This window comes from Mesorhizobium sp. L48C026A00, from assembly GCF_000502375.1.
In the GTDB taxonomy this organism is placed as follows: domain Bacteria; phylum Pseudomonadota; class Alphaproteobacteria; order Rhizobiales; family Rhizobiaceae; genus Mesorhizobium; species Mesorhizobium muleiense.
In genome coordinates, this window is sequence record NZ_AYWU01000003.1 from 221,660 (window position 1) to 239,179 (window position 17,520).

Annotated in this window: 16 protein-coding genes and 1 pseudogene; 8 read left to right on the top strand and 9 right to left on the bottom strand. The window is 63.2% G+C overall.

Annotated elements, in window-relative coordinates:
• Positions 1-61 precede the first annotated feature (61 nt).
• From X738_RS50620 to X738_RS50630, 3 genes and pseudogenes are all read right to left on the bottom strand, one after another.
• Positions 62-1,585, bottom strand: coding sequence for a xylulokinase (locus X738_RS50620; RefSeq protein WP_023797754.1), 1,524 nt, complete (start codon positions 1,583-1,585; stop codon positions 62-64).
• Positions 1,586-1,667: 82 nt separating this feature from the next.
• Positions 1,668-2,636, bottom strand: coding sequence for a shikimate 5-dehydrogenase (locus tag X738_RS50625; RefSeq protein WP_023797755.1), 969 nt, complete (start codon positions 2,634-2,636; stop codon positions 1,668-1,670).
• Between the two features lie 73 nt (positions 2,637-2,709).
• A pseudogene (locus X738_RS50630) lies at positions 2,710-3,350 on the bottom strand (glucose-6-phosphate isomerase).
• Between the two features lie 105 nt (positions 3,351-3,455).
• Here X738_RS50630 and X738_RS84575 point away from each other — a divergent pair.
• The 8 genes from X738_RS84575 (at position 3,456) to X738_RS89000 (ending at position 9,872) form a co-directional block, all read left to right on the top strand.
• Positions 3,456-3,800, top strand: coding sequence for an orotidine 5'-phosphate decarboxylase / HUMPS family protein (locus tag X738_RS84575; RefSeq protein WP_198032778.1), 345 nt, complete (start codon positions 3,456-3,458; stop codon positions 3,798-3,800).
• Positions 3,770-4,225 carry an orotidine 5'-phosphate decarboxylase / HUMPS family protein gene (locus tag X738_RS50640; RefSeq protein ID WP_023797758.1) on the top strand — a complete coding sequence of 152 codons (456 nt, stop codon included), beginning with the start codon at positions 3,770-3,772 and terminating at the stop codon, positions 4,223-4,225. Before X738_RS84575 ends, X738_RS50640 begins: the two co-directional genes overlap by 31 nt.
• A complete protein-coding gene (locus X738_RS50645; protein WP_063830525.1) occupies positions 4,168-4,716 on the top strand; it encodes an SIS domain-containing protein in 549 nt (182 codons plus the stop codon). Before X738_RS50640 ends, X738_RS50645 begins: the two co-directional genes overlap by 58 nt.
• Before the next feature lie 307 nt (positions 4,717-5,023).
• Positions 5,024-6,496, top strand: a complete 1,473-nt coding sequence (locus X738_RS50650) for an ABC transporter substrate-binding protein (protein ID WP_023797760.1) — start codon at positions 5,024-5,026, stop codon at positions 6,494-6,496.
• 73 nt (positions 6,497-6,569) lie between these two features.
• The gene (locus tag X738_RS50655; protein ID WP_031254400.1) at positions 6,570-7,706 is read left to right on the top strand and encodes a carbohydrate ABC transporter permease; all 1,137 of its coding nucleotides are present in this window, start codon (positions 6,570-6,572) and stop codon (positions 7,704-7,706) included.
• The gene (locus X738_RS50660; protein WP_023797762.1) at positions 7,703-8,749 is read left to right on the top strand and encodes a carbohydrate ABC transporter permease; all 1,047 of its coding nucleotides are present in this window, start codon (positions 7,703-7,705) and stop codon (positions 8,747-8,749) included. Before X738_RS50655 ends, X738_RS50660 begins: the two co-directional genes overlap by 4 nt.
• 5 nt (positions 8,750-8,754) lie before the next feature.
• Complete coding sequence (locus X738_RS88995) at positions 8,755-9,321, top strand: ABC transporter ATP-binding protein (RefSeq protein ID WP_023797763.1); 567 nt, start codon at positions 8,755-8,757, stop codon at positions 9,319-9,321.
• Positions 9,237-9,872, top strand: a complete 636-nt coding sequence (locus tag X738_RS89000; protein ID WP_373420394.1) for an ABC transporter ATP-binding protein — start codon at positions 9,237-9,239, stop codon at positions 9,870-9,872. Before X738_RS88995 ends, X738_RS89000 begins: the two co-directional genes overlap by 85 nt.
• 90 nt (positions 9,873-9,962) lie before the next feature.
• On the opposite strand, the gene X738_RS50670 is transcribed toward X738_RS89000, so the two are convergent.
• From X738_RS50670 to X738_RS50695, 6 genes are all read right to left on the bottom strand, one after another.
• Positions 9,963-11,471, bottom strand: a complete 1,509-nt coding sequence (locus X738_RS50670) for a tripartite tricarboxylate transporter permease (protein WP_023797765.1) — start codon at positions 11,469-11,471, stop codon at positions 9,963-9,965.
• 10 nt (positions 11,472-11,481) lie between these two features.
• A complete protein-coding gene (locus X738_RS50675; RefSeq protein ID WP_023797766.1) occupies positions 11,482-11,943 on the bottom strand; it encodes a tripartite tricarboxylate transporter TctB family protein in 462 nt (153 codons plus the stop codon).
• A gap of 101 nt (positions 11,944-12,044) precedes the next feature.
• On the bottom strand, positions 12,045-13,019 hold the full coding sequence (locus X738_RS50680; protein ID WP_023797767.1) for a tripartite tricarboxylate transporter substrate-binding protein: 975 nt from the start codon (positions 13,017-13,019) through the stop codon (positions 12,045-12,047).
• A 257-nt stretch (positions 13,020-13,276) separates the two neighbouring features.
• On the bottom strand, positions 13,277-14,509 hold the full coding sequence (uxuA, locus tag X738_RS50685) for a mannonate dehydratase (protein ID WP_051407722.1): 1,233 nt from the start codon (positions 14,507-14,509) through the stop codon (positions 13,277-13,279).
• A 262-nt stretch (positions 14,510-14,771) separates the two neighbouring features.
• Complete coding sequence (locus tag X738_RS50690) at positions 14,772-15,878, bottom strand: glycosyltransferase (protein ID WP_023797769.1); 1,107 nt, start codon at positions 15,876-15,878, stop codon at positions 14,772-14,774.
• Positions 15,879-15,886: 8 nt separating this feature from the next.
• Positions 15,887-17,452, bottom strand: coding sequence for a GumC family protein (locus X738_RS50695; RefSeq protein ID WP_031254404.1), 1,566 nt, complete (start codon positions 17,450-17,452; stop codon positions 15,887-15,889).
• Between the last annotated feature and the right edge of the window lie 68 nt (positions 17,453-17,520).

Sequence of the window (17,520 nt, forward strand, 5' to 3'; positions counted from 1 at the left end):
GGGATGCATCGTGATTGCCAGATCTGTCGCTGCAGTCAGGGCTCGGCAGGCCTGAGATGCGTTACGGCTGCTTCGGCCGCGTGGCGGCCGCCAGTGCGTCGATGTCGTCGTAGAGCGCCTGGCTGTGATGGTAGAGCTGCTCGAAAACCGGTTGGGTGCGGCTGTAGATCTCGACCCATCCGGGGTCCGGCAGGATTTCGGCGCCGTAGCTCACGAAGCGCTCGGCCGCCTGGTCGACGCGCGAGAAGCGGCCTGTCGCCGTCGCGGCCATCGCGGCACATCCGACAATGCCGCATTCGGGCTCCCGCGGGACCAGGATCGGAATGTTGAAGGCACTGGCCTTGATCTTCAGCCAGAGTTCGGTGCGCGCCCCGCCACCGGCGGCGATAACGCGCTCCAGCGGCCTGTTTGACGCGTGTTCCATGATGCGGATGTGGCGGGTCATGGCAAAGGCGATGCCTTCCAGGATCGAGCGGTGCAAATGCTCCATGCCATGCCCGGCGCCCAATCCGAAGAACTGTGCGCGGGCGTTGCGATGGCGCCCCAGGCGTTCGCCGGTGAGAAAGGGCATGAAGAGCAGCGCGTCGCAACCGGCCGGCGCCTCGGCGGCGCGGGCGACGATCTCGTCATAGGACAGCGCGTTGCCGTGGAAGGCACGGCGTGCCCAGCGCATGCCGTCGCCGCCGGTCTCCAGCAGCACGAATTGCGCCCAGTTGCCTTCGACCGTCGCTAGGTTCGAGATTTCCGGGTCAAGCAGCGGCTTCTCCGCGATAACAGTGATGATGGCGCCCGTGCCGGTGCTGTCGGAACCCATTCCCGGGCGACAGGCGCCTGAGCCGAGCAGTGCCACCGGATAGTCGGCGCCACCGACCAGCACCGGGGTTCCAGGGCGCAGGTCGGTGTCGAGCGCCGCCTGTTCGGTGACGTGGCCGACGACATCCAGCGGGTTGCGGATCGGCGGCAGCTTGGCGGCGTCGAGACCCATGCGCTCGATCATCACCGGCGACCAGTCGAGCCGCTCCGGGTTCATCAGGAAGCTGCAGGACGCGTCGCCTGTATCCATGGCGATCTCGCCGGTCAGCCGGTAGTTGATGTAATCCTTCGGCATGATGGCGACTGCGCTGCGGGCGTATGCGGCGGGATCGTTGTCTCGGACCCATTGCAGTTTGAAGCCCGGCCATGCCGGGGTCGGCGTGTTGCCGCTTTCGGGCAGGTAGCCGTCCGGCTCATTCGCTTGCTCGAAGCGACGGACGAGATCGACGGTGCGCTTGTCGTTCCAGAGCGGTGCCGTGTCGCGCGTCAGCGCTCCGTGCGCGTCGAGCAGGACCAGCCCGTGCATCTGCCCGCAGACGCAGATGGCAGAGATGTTTTCGCGGGCGCCTTCGACGCGGTCCAGCACCGTCTTGACGCTCGCTCGCGCACCCTCCCACCAGTCGAGCGGCCGCTGTTCGGCCCAGCCGAATTCCGGCACGATCTGGTCGTGCTCGCGCGACGCAAGCTCGAGGATCTTGCCGGCGACATCGATCAGTGCGGCGCGGACGCTGCCGGTGCCGACGTCGATGGCGAGGAAAAGCTCGCCGCTCATTTCGGAAGAGTCCTGAGATGGGCAAACATGTGATCCTCTGTCTATCGGTCAGAGCGAGCGCGGCGTGACGAGACCCACGGCATCAGCCTTTCGCCGCTTCGATGGCGATGCGCGACATCTCGTCGAAATTCGGTCCCGACACCGGGATCGCGATGTCGAAGACCTCTGCGATCACCTGCGTCCAGCCATGCAGGAAATATGTCCAACCATCCTCGATCTGCAACTGCTGTCGGGCCTGCTGCCGCCTTGCCTGGTCGAGGAAGATCAGGTCGCCGCGATAGTTGAGATCCCAGGCAATGCCGCGCTTGGGGAACACGCCGTCATCGGTAATCGGCGAGCCGGGCGCGTCCTTGCCAAGTCCGGTCGCGTTGATCGCCAGCGAGCCTGGTTTCAGCCCCGCCAACGTCTTGTCATTGATCTCTGGTCGGTCGGCCAGGACATATTCGAGCTCGACCGCCGACGTCATGTCTCTGTGGATGCGCTCGATTTCATCGAGACGCGGCTGCCAACGGTCGCTGACAATGATGCGCGAAGGCAAGTCGGCGCCACGCTCCTTGCGCATCAGGTGCCAGGTGATTGCTATCGTCGATCCGCCGGCGCCCATCGACAGGACTTCCGCGCCGGTGTCCGCAAAATATCCCGCCGGAATGAAACCGTCTATCGCAAGGCCCGAAGAGATCGGATCCTTGGCATGGCAGACGAGTTTTCCGCCCCGCTTCGACAGGCAACTGGTCTCGTGCATCAGGCGGGCGTGCGGATCGATCACATCGAACAGGTCGCGCGCTGCGTTGAAAAGATCGATCTTGTGCGTGGTGACGAGCGCGCCAAGCGACTGCGGGTCGGATTTTATGAAGGAGACGACCTCACGGTAGGCCTCCGGATCGGCATGGGTTGGAAAGTCGATGCCCCTGAGAACCGCATCCTTGAGAACCGCTTCCTTCAGCCCGAGGTGGCGCGCCCATGCGGGGAAAACCCGCATGATCGAGCTGCTCGTCGTCGTGACGCCGATAAAGTAGAATGTCGGCTGGGTGGCCGGCCGATAGCGGCTCATTCGCCATTCTCCCGGATTTTCTCCGCGCGCAGTGCATTACTGCGAAGTGAAGCAGCGATCTCGAAGCGCACCTTCATGCCGGCACCATGCCGGATCGTTGCTGATAGATGGCGGAGATCCGCTTCGCGTCACGCGGTCGCCAATCCGGGTTGTCGACTTGCCTGCAGCCTCCATCGCCGGCGACGACACGCGAGCGCATGCCTCCCGATCTCGCCATGATCTCGTAGTCCTGCCCTGCATCGGCGGGGTAGCAGAACAGCATCACCAGATCGCATTCCCCGACATTGATCGAGCGGTGGATCCAGAACGGCGGAACATAACAGACGGTCTGGGCGTCGATCGGCAGGATGCGAACCTCGCCCTCCGGCGACTCCATCAGCATGAGACCGTGCCCTTTCTGGCCATAGTAGATCTCGGGCCGGTCGGCCTGCCTGTGGATGTGACCGCGCGTCATGAAATATTCGTCGCCGACCTTCCCTGGCGCCATGTGCGTGACGCCGAAAATCAGGTCGCCCGACTGCTCGGTCGGTCGGAACTCGGAGACCTCGTAGACGATGCGCTCACCCCATGTCACGCGCATGGCTTCGAACGCCGCGGCGTCAGCATAGAGCCCGTCCAGATCGCGGAAGCGCTTTTGGTAGCTGCCGGTTGCATTTCCCATCGCACCAGCGACAGGTCGACCTTGCATCCAGTGGGCTCAAACAGTCTCGTCAAAGGACTACCTCATACTGCATTGCAGGTGGCGTCGGCGCTGATCTGGCCTGCCCCTCCTGCTTTCGACAAGACCACTTGCTTTGCAGGGCACGATTTGCTCTCCCTGTGCAGACCAGCCTGGAGGTTGCTGGATTATGGCAGATTTCGACCACGAAGCACACGACAGTGGGTTGGGCGGCATGCCGCATCCGCTTTCTTAAGCAATCCGGGAGAGCCGCCTTGCTCCTCCAAGTCGCCTTCGACAAGCCTGAACACCTGGCTCTGCTCGCGCAGATGAAGGAATTTGCCGACATTATCGAGATCGGCACGCCATTGCTGAAACGCCTCGGCCTCTCGGCCATCACCACAGCGCGCGAGCTCTGCCCTGAAGTCATGGTGTTGGCTGATACCAAAACCGTCGACGCCGGTTCGAGGCTGATATGGTATTCGGCGCCGGCGCCGCAATCATGACGGTGCTGTCGTGTGCTTCGCCCGCCACGCATGAGGCGGTCGGAAAACGTGCCGCAGCCTTCGGCGCGACGGTCGTCGTCGATACCATCACCGAGGCGGGCAAGGCAGAATTGATTCCCTTGAATGCTGTCTTCCCCGAAAGCTTCGGCTACATCGCTGTCCACTCGCCAACCGATGCGCGGCTGGCCGGCAACATTTCCACGTCACATATCGACGCCGTCAGAAAGATGCATGATCGTGGCTTTCTGGTTTCGCTCGCCGGCGGGATCGGCCCCGACACGCTGGAAGCGGCGATCGCAGTCGAGCCCGAAATCCTCGTGGTTGGCAGCGCCATCACAGAATCCGCAAGTCCGAAAGAGGTAGCCCGATGGATTCGCGACAGATTGCCCAATTCAGGCCGTGGCTGGCCGTGGGACAGGAGATAACCGAAGTTCTTGGCCGGATCGACGCCGACGCCTTTGCAGGGCTGGTGCAGGCGTTCGATGACCCCGATCAGAGATGGTTCTTTTCCGGGCAGGGACGCTCCGGTCTTGTCGCGCAGATGGGTGCGATGCGCTTCATGCATCTTGGCCGAACGGTGCATTTCGTCGGTGAGGCATCGGCGCCATCGATCCGCAGGGGCGATGCGCTGCTGATCATCTCCGGCTCCGGGGAAACGCCGGTCAGTACAGGCTTTGCCCGCATCGCCAAGGCGGAGGGCGCCAAGGTCGTTACGCTGACGCATCAGCCGGCCGGGACCCTGGCCGGCATTGCCGATGTCACGTTGCATGTCCCTGTCGAGAAATCGAAACAGTTTGGCGGCAGCCTGTTCGAGCAGTCCTGCCTCATCCTGCTCGACAGCATTGTGCTCGGCTTGGCGCAGCAGATCCGCGACGCGCACAGACTGATGCTGCACCGCCACACCAACTTGCAGTGACCATGCCGACGGTGGTGAGCATCGGTCACGGGGATTGTCGATGCGGTGGAATATTCCCCAGGCAAGATCGAGCGGTCTTCTGGCGACTCCGCGCTTAAACCGCTGCGCGTTTTTGGGCGACATGCATTAGCCGGGAAGCCCGCGGGGCAGCTCACCTTCCGTCGCGGCAAGGCACTGGACTCGCTGCGCGATGCCGATATTGTGCTTGGCAAGCGTTGGTGCCGTGCTCTGGCGACGGCAACCGACGGGGAGATACCGGCGGCTTGGTTCGCAGGAACATGTCCCGGTCAACACGGGAGGAAGTCTGATGAGAATTGGGGTCTTTCTGGCCGGCTTTTCGGCTTTTGCCGCGCTGGTTGGCGCGCCTGCCTTTGCCCAGGACAAGCCGTTTGCGGGGGTTACCGTGAACGTCATTACGCAGACCGGTGCGATTCAGGAGCCGCTACAGCGGCGCGCGCCCGAGTTCGAAGCGCTCACCGGCGCCAAGATCAATGTCATCGCGGTGCCCTTCTCGGATCTCTATCAGAAGATTCTCACCGACTGGGCGAGCGGCACCAACTCGGTCGACGCCGGCGTGTTCGCCCCGCAATGGATGGTCGACTACATTGCCGGCGGCTACCTCGAGGACCTGACGCCGCGGGTCGAGGCCGACAAGGACATCCAGCAGGACGATGTGGGCGCGTTCTTCCGGGACTTCTCCGAGAAGTACAACGGCAAGACCTACATGATCACGCTCGATGGCGACTTCCACATGATGTACTACCGCAAGGATGTGCTCGAAGCGGCCGGCCTGGCGGTGCCGAAAACCTGGGACGAGTATCTCGAGGTCGCCAAGGCCACGCATGGCAAGGACATGAGCGGCGATGGCACGCCGGATTTCGGCTCCTGCATCGCCAAGAAGCGCAACGCGCAGAGCTATTGGTTCGTCACCGATGTGGTCGGCTCGATGACCCAGTCCAAGGGAACCAGCCAGGGCACCTTCTTCAACACCAAGGACATGACGCCGCTCGTCAACAACGACGCCTTCCGCAAGGCGCTCGACTTCCTGTCTGAATCGACCAAGTACGGCCCGCCGGACGAGTTGAACCTCGACGTCAGCGATACAAGGCCGCTCTTCGCTTCCGGCCGCTGCGCGCTGAACCTCGACTGGGGTGATGTAGGCACGATCTCGATCGATCCGAAGCAGTCCAAGGTGATGGGCAAATGGGGCGCTGCGATCATGCCCGGATCCAAGGAGGTCCTGAACTGGGACACCGGCAAGCTAGAGGCCTGCACGGCAGAAAACTGCCCGCACGCGATCGACGGCGTGAACCATGCACCATTCGCCGCCTTTGGCGGATGGGGCGGCGGCATCAACGCGGCGGCCGATCCGAAGGTGAAGGACGCCGCCTACGCCTACTTCTCGTTCATGACGCAGCCAGCGCAGTCGAATGCCGACGTTACCGTCGGCGGCACCGGGTTCAACCCGTACCGCACCTCGCAGCTCGGCTACAGCGACCTTTGGAAGAAGGCCGGGATGAGCGAGGAGGAGGCCAAAGTCTACCTGGGCGCGATCAACGACAGCATGAGCAGCCCGAACATGATCCTCGACCTGCGCATCCCACAAAATCAGAAGTACCAGCAGGTCGTGCTCGACGAGGCGGTCTCGCGCTTCCTCGCCGGCGAAATCGACAAGGAAGCGACCGTCGCGGCGGTCGAGGAAGGCTGGAATGAGCTGAACGAAGAGGTTGGCAAAGACGAGCAGCTCAAACTTTACAAGGCGACCATCGGCGCCAAATAGGCAGCCAAGCAAACAACCCGGCGTGGCATCGTCCGCGCCGGGTCTGATGCCTGCGCCACTTTCTCAGGGTATGATGACCGCAACCGACACGATGCCAGACGCTGCCGACCGCCGCAGCTGGGCCGAATGGCTGGACGGTCACTCAGGCCGGATCATGGTGCTGCCAGCCGTCGTCGTGCTTCTCTGCTTCGCAATTTTTCCGCTCATCATCTCGGCCTATCTCGCTCTTTCGCGCTTTGCGCTCGCGTCGGGCGGATTCACGTTGAAATTCATCGGACTTTTGAACTTCCGCAAGCTGCTGGTCGGCTCGCAGCAGTATCACCTGCTCGGTAAGTTTGGCACGTTCGGCTTTGTCCAATTCGCTTTGCTGGCCTTGATCGCGGCAGGGCTGTTTTTCCTCCTCGCCCGCTACTTGTTGCGTGGCAGGCCGACCGTCGTCGGCACGGTTGGTCGGCTTCTGGCGACGGCGATGGCGATGAGCCTGGCGGTTCTTGCGCTGGCCACCATGGCGCCGGGCGGCGTGCCGGGGACTGTCGTCAACACGCTTCTCTACGTGTTCGTCGGCGTGTCCGTGCAGTTCGCACTGGGACTGGGCCTCGCGCTGCTGTGCGGCCAGCCGATCCGCGGCCGGAATTTCTTTCGCGTCCTCTTCTTCATCCCGCTGATGGTAACCCCGGTCGGTATCGCCTACACGTTCCGCATGCTCGCCGACATGCAGAAGGGGCCTTTCGCCCCACTCGTGCGCGCTTTCGGCATCAGCGAGTGGTCGTGGGCGACAGAGGCCTGGTCGGCGCGGCTGATGGTGTTGGTCGGCGACACCTGGCAGTGGACGCCGTTCATGTTTATCGTGCTGCTGGCGGCCATCGAGAACCAGCCGCGCGATCAGGTCGAGGCGGCGCGGCTCGACGGCGCCAACGGCTTCCAGATTTTTCGCGACATTACCTGGCCAGCGATCGCGCCGATTGCCGCCACCGTCGTGCTGATCCGGCTCATCGAGGCCTTCAAGATCATCGACCTGCCGAACGTGCTCACCGGCGGCGGTCCCGGCCTGGCGACGGAATCGATGACGCTCCATTCCTTCATTTCCTGGCGCACCCAGGATCTCGGCGGCTCGGCCGCTATCGGCTACATGCTGCTCTTCATCTCGACCATCGTATGCGTCTCGTTCTTCAACTTCGTGGTCCGGCCGGCGCGCCGGTTCGAAGCATGAGCACCGAGCCGCGCTCGCTGGCGCGCCGGCTGTTCGAGCCGGCCTCGATCGACAGCCAGGCGCCGGTCGCCAGGGTGCTGACCTATGTGCTGTTGTCCCTGTGGACGCTGGTTGTGGTGATTCCCCTCTACTGGGTGTTCATCACGTCCTTCAAGGGGCCTGGGGAGGTCGACAACGGGCCGTTCTATCTCCCGTTCGTCGACTTTGCCCCTTCGCTTCAGGCATGGGACTTCATGCTCGTGCAGAATTACACGCTGCGCCCTTACATGAATTCGGTCGTTGTCGCGGTCGCCAGCACACTGCTCGCAGTCCTGATCGGCTCGCTGGCGGCCTACGCGCTCGTGCGTATCCGCTTCCAGGTGAAGCTCGCCGCTGTTGCAATCTTCTTGATCCTGCTCACCGCAATCATCGTGGCGGTGGCCACTTTCGGCGTGCGCTGGGAGATCGCCATTGTCGTGGCGGCCGCTCTCTTCGTCATTGCGCTGTTCACGCTCGTTGGACGCACGAAGCTTGCGGTCGGCAACAGCGACATTGAGTTCTGGATCATCTCGAACCGTATCATGCCGCCGATCGTCGCCGTATTGCCGATCTACGTGATGTTCCAGCAGATGCGCCTGCTTGACACGCAGGTGGCGCTGATCGCCACCTACACCGCTATCAACCTGCCGATCGTGGTGTGGCTGACGCGCGATTTCTTCGCCGGCATCCCGCTCGACCTCGAGGAGAGCGCACAAATAGACGGCGCCTCCAAGTTCCGCGTTTTCTTCACCATCGCGCTGCCGCTGGTGCGGTCCGGCCTGGTCGCGACCTTCCTGCTGGTGCTGATCCTTGCCTGGAACGAGTATCTGCTGGCCCTCTTCCTCTCCAATGCCGATGCGCAGACCATGCCGGTGCTGGTATCGGCACAGAACACGACCCGCGGGCCGCAATGGTGGAACATGTCGGTGTTGATCACCGTGATGATCGCCCCCGTGATCATCATCTCCAGCATCCTGCAGAAGCATATCGCGCGCGGACTGCTGGTCGGCGCAGTGAAGGGCTAGTCATTATGCGGGTCACCCTGTCCGATATCTACAAGTCCTTCGGCGCGGTCGAGGTGGTCAAAGGGCTCGACCTGGAGATCGAGGACGGCGAGTTCCTGGTGCTGCTCGGCCCTTCAGGCTGCGGCAAGACGACAGCGCTGCGCATGGTGGCCGGGCTTGAATCGGTGAGTTCCGGCCGCGTCCTCATCGGCGACCGCGACGTCACCCACGTGCTGCCCAAATATCGCGACGTGGCGATGGTGTTCCAGTCCTACGCGCTCTATCCGCACATGACGGTTGCCGAGAACATCGCATATCCGCTGAAGCTTCGTGGCGTGCCGCGCACTGAGCGCGACGCCGCCGTGCGCAGTGCCGCCGTCAAGGTGCATCTCGAGGAGTTCCTCGACCGCTATCCACGGCAGCTTTCCGGCGGTCAGCGGCAACGCATCGCGCTCGCTCGCGCCATGGTGCGGCGGCCGAGCGTCTTCCTGANATGGGCCGGGCGCTGGTGCGCGACCCCAAGCTCTTTCTCTTCGACGAGCCGCTCTCCAACCTCGACGCCAAGCTGCGCGGCCACATGCGCTCGGAACTGAAACGCCTGCAGGCCGATCTGGGCGTGACGACGATCTACGTCACCCACGATCAGATCGAGGCCATGACCTTGGCGCACCGTGTTGCCATCATGAACCGCGGCGTCGTGCAGCAGATCGCGACGCCCCGACAGATCTACGACGATCCGGCGAACCTGTTCGTCGCCGGCTTCATCGGCTCGCCGCCGATGAATTTTCTTAGGGGCGAGCTGGTCGAGGGTAGCTTCGCCTGCGCGGAAGGGCGATTTGCGACCAGCGTTGCCGAAAGCCGTAAGAAGGTCACTGCCGGCCTCCGGCCCGAGGATTGCCGGGTCACCGGCCCATCGGAGGGCAAGGTTGAGGCGCGGGTCTATGCCGTGGAGCTGATCGGCGATCATAGCTTGATCACCTGCCAGTTCGGTGGGGCCACCGTAACCGTCAAGGCCGATAAATCGGCGCACTACGACATGGATGAGCCGATCGGCATCACCTTCCAGGATACCGCCGTCTTTCTGTTCGATGCGGAAACCGGAGCCCGCATCGGCGGCCGCGCCGGTAGACAGGCGGCCGCGTGACTTAAGTTCTTGTTTTTATGGATGTCGTTATCGCAAAACCGCTGCGCACCCTCGGGTCAGGCCCAAGGGCATGCTTTTGCGCGACATATATTAATTCTCCTCCACGAACACCTCTTCGCGCTTCTTCTTGACCGCCGGCAGGAAGACGATGACGAGCACGGCGAAGGCGATGAACAGCAGGCCGGCGCTGATCGGCCTCGTCACGAAGGTGGTCGGGTCGCCGCGCGCGAGAATCATGGCGCGGCGCAGGTTTTCCTCGAGCAGCGGGCCGAGCACGAAGCCGAGCAGCAGCGGCGCCGGTTCGCAGCGCAGCTTGGTCAGGAGATAGCCGAGCAAGCCGAAGAAGGCGACGGCGTAGAGGTCGTAGATGTTGGTGTTGACGCTGTAAACGCCGATCGAGCAGAACGCCATGATGATCGGGAAGAGCACGTAGTAGGGGATCGTCAGGAGTTTCACCCAAAGCCCGACCAGCGGCAGGTTCAAGATGATCAGCATCAGATTGCCGATCCACATCGAGGCGATGATGCCCCAAAACAGCGCCGGCTGTTCGATCGCGACATTGGGGCCGGGCACGATGCCCTGGATGATCATCGCGCCGATCATCAGCGCCATGACCGGGTTGGCCGGAATGCCGAGCGTCAGCATCGGGATGAAGGAGGTCTGCGCACCGGCATTGTTGGCCGATTCCGGTCCGGCGACGCCTTCGACGGCGCCCTTGCCGAATTCCCCGGGGTTTTTCGAGATGCGTTTTTCGACCGTGTAGGAGGCAAAGGCTGCAAGGATCGCGCCGCCTCCCGGCAGGATGCCGAGCGCCGAACCGATGATGGTTCCGCGCACGATCGGCGCCGCCATGCGGCGAAAGTCGTCGCGGGTCGGCATCAGGCCGGAGACGCTTCGGATCATCACCGAGCGCTCGTGCTCGTTTTCGAGGTTGCGCAGGATCTCGGCGACGCCGAAGACGCCGACCGCCACCGCGACGAAATTCAGCCCGTCGGCATATTCGCGGATGCCGAGCGTGAAGCGCGGCGTGCCGGTGTAGATGTCGGTGCCGACGATGCCGAGCAGCAGGCCAAGCACGACCATCGCCAGCGCCTTGACGATCGAGCCGTGGGCGAGCGCAACGGACGAGACGAGGCCGACGATCATCAGCGAAAAATACTCGGCCGCGCCGAATTCCAGCGCGATCGCCGTCAGCGGCGGGGCAAAGACGGCGACGAGGAAGGTCGACACCGTGCCGGCGAAGAACGAGCCTATCGCCGCGATGGCGAGTGCCGCCCCGGCGCGGCCGTTCTTGGCCATCTGGTAGCCGTCGATGGCGGTGACGGCCGACGAGGATTCGCCAGGCATGTTGATGAGGATGGCGGTGGTCGAGCCGCCATATTGCGCGCCGTAATAGATGCCGGCGAGCATGATAAGGGAGGAAACCGGGTCGCCGATCTGGAAGGTGATCGGTAACAGCATGGCGATGGTGGCGGTGGCGCCGATACCGGGCAAAACGCCGATCAGCGTGCCGAGAAGGACGCCGATCAGGCAGAAACCGAGATTTGCCAGCGACGAGGCCGTCGAAAAACCAAGCGCGAGGTTGTCGAGGAGTTCCATGTTCATCTCCTCAAAACTGCAGCCACGGGCCGAAGCGCCGGAACGGCAGGCCGAGCGCATAGCTGAAGACGAGGAACGCAAACAGCGTCAGGCCGGCGGAGAGCACGAGCGCGGTCAGCGGCCTCATGCGACCGCTGGCAAAGGATGCGATCAGCGCCGTCAGGAAGATCGAGGGGAGGAAGCCGAGGCCGCGCACGGTCAGGCCGAAGAAGATCGGGGCAGGCAGGATGAACAGCATGCCGCGCCAGGCTACATGGCCGATCGGCTCGCTCTCGAAGCGCACCGCTTCGACGAGGATGACGGCGCCAAGCAGGATCAAAACGATTGCCAGGACCAGCGGGAAATAGCCCGGTCCCATGCGGAAGGCGGTGCCGATTTCAAGGTCGAGCGACTGCAGCGCGAAAAATCCGCCGAGAAAGATGAACAGCGCGGCGCATATGCCGTTGGTCGTGTCGATTGTGAAGGGTTTCATGACGTCCTCCCAGGCCCGCGCCGCGGGCGCGCCGATGCCGGTGTGAAAATGGGGCCGGTGTGAAAAAAAACGGGGCGCTGGTGGGCGCCCCTTTCAAAATCTCAGTCGGCGTACTGGCCGGCGGCTTCGATGATCGGCTTCCAGCGCGCGATCTCGCCCTCCAGCTTGGCCTTCAGCGCGGCCGGAGTCGCATCAGCTTCAGGCGATGGCTTGGTGCCGAGTTCGGCGAAGCGGGCGACGACATTCGGGTCCTTCAGCGCGACCTGAAGCGACTTCGACAGGCGTTCGGTGACCTCGGCCGGCGTGCCCTTGGGCGCGTAGAGGCCGTGCCAGATGCCGACCTGCACCTCCGGGAGACCGGCTTCCGTCGTCGTCGGGACGTCCGGCAGAACATCGAGGCGTTCAGCCGAGGTGACGGCGTAGACCTTGATCGTGCCGCCCTGGATCTGCTTGGTGGTGTTGGTCGACTGATCGCACATGATGTCGACCTGGCCGCCGAGAAGGTCGGTCATGGCCGGTCCGGTGCCTTTGTAGGGCACGGTGACCAGCGGCGTGCCGATCGCGCTCATGAACAGCATGCCGCACAGATGCGAGGCCGCGCCTATGCCGGCATTGGCGACGGTGACGGTATCCTTGTTGGCCTTGGCGTAGTCGACCAGCCCCTTCAGGTCGGTCGGCTCGAGGTCCTTGCGGCCGACGACGGTCATCGGCACCTCGGTGACGAGGCCGACATATTCGAAGCTGTTCAGCGTGTCGTATGCGAGCTTTCTGTACAGCGTGGCGCTTGTCGCCATGCCGATATGATGGAGGAGAAGCGTATAGCCGTCGGGCTCGGCGCTCGCGACGCGACCGGCGCCCAGCGTGCCGCCGGCGCCGCCGACATTCTCGACGATGATCTGCTGGCCGAGATCCTTCGACATGGCTTCCGCGACGAGGCGCGTGACCGTGTCGGTCGGGCCGCCGGCCGAAAACGGCACCACCACGGTGACGGTGCGTTCGGGATAGGTTTGCGCGCCCGCGGCGAACGAATACAGCGTGACGGCGGCGGCGGCCAGAGCGGCGGCGAATCTTCTCATCTCAACTTCCTCCCAGGATATGAATTCCCAACCGCCTCCTGGAGTTCTTCTCAACACCGGCTGCGGGTGGACCAATAACTAGCGTAACCTAGCGGATTGCAATCGGACTCAAGCCGCATGCTGCTATTATACACAAGTCCGCGCAAATGGGTGAACAGGTGCCATCGAGCCGGAGGCGGACTGCCGGGCGCCCAATGGTCGAAGATGGCATGTTTAACGAGCACAGGTCGCGGACCGGCCTTACGCCTTTCCTTGGATTATGCGGGATAAGTGGAGAGCGGCTCTCCTGATGTCGATCTGCGAATCGCATGTTCGACGCCGCGGAGCTCGGCCAATCCCTTGAGCCGACCGATGGCCGGATAGCCGGGCTGCGCCCCGCGCGTCAGGTCATCGAGGATATCCTGGCCGTGGTCGGGGCGCATCGGGATGACGGCGTCCTGGCGGCCTTCCACTTTGCGCCGCGCTTCCTCGCGAAGCAGCGCCGCCACCACCGCCACCATGTCGGTGTCGCCGGCAAGGTGCTCGTCCTCGTGGAACGAGCAGGGGGTGCCGGCCGCTTCCTTGCGCACATTGCGCAGATGGGCGAAGTGGATTTTTGGCCCCATCCGCTCGATCATGCCGGGCAGATCACTATCGGGTCTCGCGCCGAGCGAGCCGGTGCACAGCGTCGCGCCGTTGGCCGGGCTGTCGACTGCGTCCAGAACGTAGCTGTAGTCGGCCTCGGTCGACATGATGCGCGGCAGGCCGAGCAGCGGAAACGGCGGGTCATCGGGGTGGCAGCAGAGTCGCAGGCCGAGGCGTTCGGCCGTGGGCACGACCTCCGCCAGGAAATCGACGAAATGCCGGCGCAGGGTTGTTGCGTCGATGCGGTCATAGTTTGACAGTTGAGCCGCGAGGCCGTCGAGAGACGTGTCTTCGGTCGAGCCGGGCAGGCCGGAATTGACGCTTCTTGCCAGAATCTTGCGCGCATGGTCATCCATTTGCGCATATCGGCGCGCCGCCTCGGCGGCGATCTCCGGTGTGTAGTCGCCGGGCGCCGCCTGGCGTTTCAGGATATGGATGTCGAATGCGGCGAAGTCGATCAGATCGAAGCGCATGGTGGTGCCGCCATGCGGCAGGCGCCAGGCAAGATCGGTGCGGGTCCAATCGAGCACGGGCATGAAATTGTAGCAGATGACCGAAATGCCGGCTCGCGCCAGGTTTTCCAGCGATGTCCTGTAGTTGGCAAGATGGCTGCGCCATTCGCCGACCTGCGTCTTGATCGATTCGGAAACCGGCAGGCTTTCGACAATCTCCCAGGTCAGTTCGCTTGCGCTTCCATCCGGCAAGGATGCGACTTCGCGCTGACGCCTTTCGATTTCGGCGGGCAGCCAGACGGCGCCGTGAGGAACGTGGTGAAGGGCCGTGACGATGCCTTGCGCCCCGGCTTGCCGCGCATCCGCAATCGTCACCTTGTCGACCGGGCCGAACCAACGCCACACGTGTCTCATTCGAACACTCCCGTAATAAGAATCCCCGCGCGGCCCGCCCGCGCTCCTGCCGCGGTGACCGACCTGCTGCTTTTCTTCATCCGCTGCTATCAGATTCCGGTGTCGGCGCGAATGGCGATAGCGGCTGACGGCAATCTACGCCAGCGCGAAGTTCTAGGCTAAAGCGCGTCGTGTCTGAAGGGATTCATGCGACGCGCTTTAAGCCTTTGTTTTTGTGCATGTCGTTGACCCAAAACCGCTGCGCACTTTTGGGCGACATGCATTAGAGCAGCGCTTCGTACAGATCGCCGATCTTTTCAACTTCGAAATCCGCCGCCCTGCTTTTCAGGATGGCGGCAGAAGTGGGGTGGTCCAGCATGTCAGCCATCGCCTTTGCCATAGCCGCGGCATCGTCGACCGGCACCAAGGCGCCGAAACGACCGTCACCGAGAATCTCGCGCGGGCCATGTGGCGCATCTGTTGAGACTACCGGGACGCCCGCAGCCATGGCCTCGACCAGCACATTGCCAAAGCCTTCGCTCGTCGAGGAAAGCACGAACAGATCGGCTGCGGCATAACAGGCGGCTGGGTCGTTGACGTAGCCAGCAAAAAGCACGTCCGCGCCGATACCGGTTTCCTCGGCGTAGGCGCGCAACTCGGCAGCCAGCGGGCCTTCGCCGAAGATGACAAGCCGAGCGCGGCGGCCGGCGCGCAGGATAGCGAAAGCCCGCAGCAAGGTCCGATGGTCCTTGACCGGCACCAGGCGCCCGGCGGTGACGATGACCGGGCCATCGCCCATCGTCGCCAGCTGTGCCTGCCATGCTTGGGAATCTTGTTCGAGCGCCGCAACCGGCGGCAGCGGATTGTTGATGACGACAATTTTGGATTTGGGAAAGCCGCGGGCCGCAAGGTCGCGGCCGACACCCGCTGAGACGGCGATGGCTTTGGTTGCGCGCGCTGCAACCAGCGCGGAAAGCCAGACCGCTATTCTCGCGCCGAGGCTGCTGGAAGGCAGTGAGGCGGCTGCGTGGAAGCTTGGAAAGAACCGCGCCCGGCTTCGCGCCAGGAGAAGCGCCACCGCCACGACCAGATTGGCAAATTCCGGGGCGCTGTAGACCACATGCGGAGCAAGGCGGCTGAACAAACCTGCGCTTCGCACGATGCCTTTCAGCGTCTCCCACTTGCCGTAACCCTCGCCCTGGATGGGAAGGTCGAAATCGACCAGATGCACGGCGGGGGAGCGCAGCGCGGCGTTGGGTCCTTGCGCGTTCCAGGTAAAAAGGGTGACATCGTGCCCACGCGATGCCAATTCATTTGCCATGAGGACGAAGACACGCTCGGCGCCGCCGCCCCTGAGACTGGCGATGTGAAAGACAATGCGCTTCGCCATGCCTGGATTCAGGCTCGGCTGACGCCGATGCCTGATCGGTTCGGCGGCTGGCGCATGTCGCGAACGATACCCATGGCAATGGCCAGCAGCATGCCCAGAGCAAAGCCGGCGAAAGCTCCCAGGCCTGCCGTCACAGGGGTGCGGGGCGGCCACGAGCGACCCGGTGGCGGCACGGCGGTGGAAATCACCTGCACATTGGTGGTGTCGATCTGCTCGCGCTCGGTGATTTGGCGCGCGCGAGACAGGAAGCTTTCATAGACCGCCCTTCTCGAGGCGGCGTCGCGTTCAAGCTCACGCAGGGCGACCTGGGACTCGCTGTCGGTGAAAACGTTGTTCTTCAGAGCGTTCATCCTGGCGGTGAGAGAAGCCAACGAGGCGTTGGCCTTGTCCAGGTTGGCTTTTGCCGTGCCGACCGTGCGGGAGAACTCCGCCCTGAGTTGAGAACTGACGGTTTCGAATTCTGTCCTGAGCCGGACGATCGTCGGGTGGCGCGGACCAAAGGTCATGGACTGAGAATCGATCTGCTGCCGCAAGCCATTCGCCTTGTCGCGCAGCACTGAGAGTGCTGCCGAAACCGCGGGGTCAGGATTGGCCCCATTGACACCGGAAGCAACCAAGGCGTCGTAACTTGCCTGCGCCGCGATGACGCGCGATTGCGCCTCGCCAATTTCGCTATTGAGCTGCGTCATCGTCTGCGAACTGACAAGCTGGCCATTGCTGGCCGACAAATTGTGGCTGCGCCTGTAGCTCTCGACCTTCTCTTCGGCTGCCTGCACGTCGCGCTTGAGTTGGCCGAGCCGGCCCTCAAGAGCAGCTGCGGCACGGCCGGCGCCAGCAGCTTCGGCCGTGGCCAGTTCTTCCTGGAAAGCCTTCACCATGGCTTGCGAGATCAGGATCGCCTTGCCGGTGGTTTCTGCCGATACCGCGAGGGTTGTGACGAACGAGGTTTCATCTGCAGCGACGCTGACCCGCTGCGCCAGGCTTTTCTGGGCGACAAGCTTCGGATCGGACTTGCCGCCACTCACTGCAGCACCAGAGGTGGAAGCGGTCTGGTCCGGATCGAAAAACTCCGGATCGTTGGCGAGACCGAGTTCGTCCACCACACGTGCAAGCACGTTGCCGGAGGTCAAGATGCGCTGCTTGCTGCGCGCGTTCAGTATTTGGCTGTCGACCTGGCCCGGTTGCGAGTAGACATCGTTTTCCACAACCTGCAAATTGGCAGGATTGATGAGGATTTCCGTCGTGACGGTATAACGCTGTTTGCTCAGCAACCCATAGGCGGCGCCGATGACGCCGCCGGCTACTGCCAGCATCAATGCCCAGACGAGCCCGGCACGCAGCCAGACAAACAGGCGTCGAAAATCGAGCTCGAGGAAATCGCTGATCTTGTCGAGCGTCACCGTCGGGATAGGCTCGGGCGTGGGCGGAGTGACAGGGGCGGAGGGGCGCGCCGTGACCGGAGCATCCTGTTGCAGCCTTGCCCTGCTGGCGCGCCGCGCATTGGCGATCCGCTCGAATGCGCTGATATTGGAATCCGCTGTAGGGGGAGGGGTTGTGCCGGAAGCGGCAGACATGGCGCTAACTCTGGTTATTCGCTACGCGGACCAGCACTACAGAAAGATCGTTAACATGTCATTTTCCA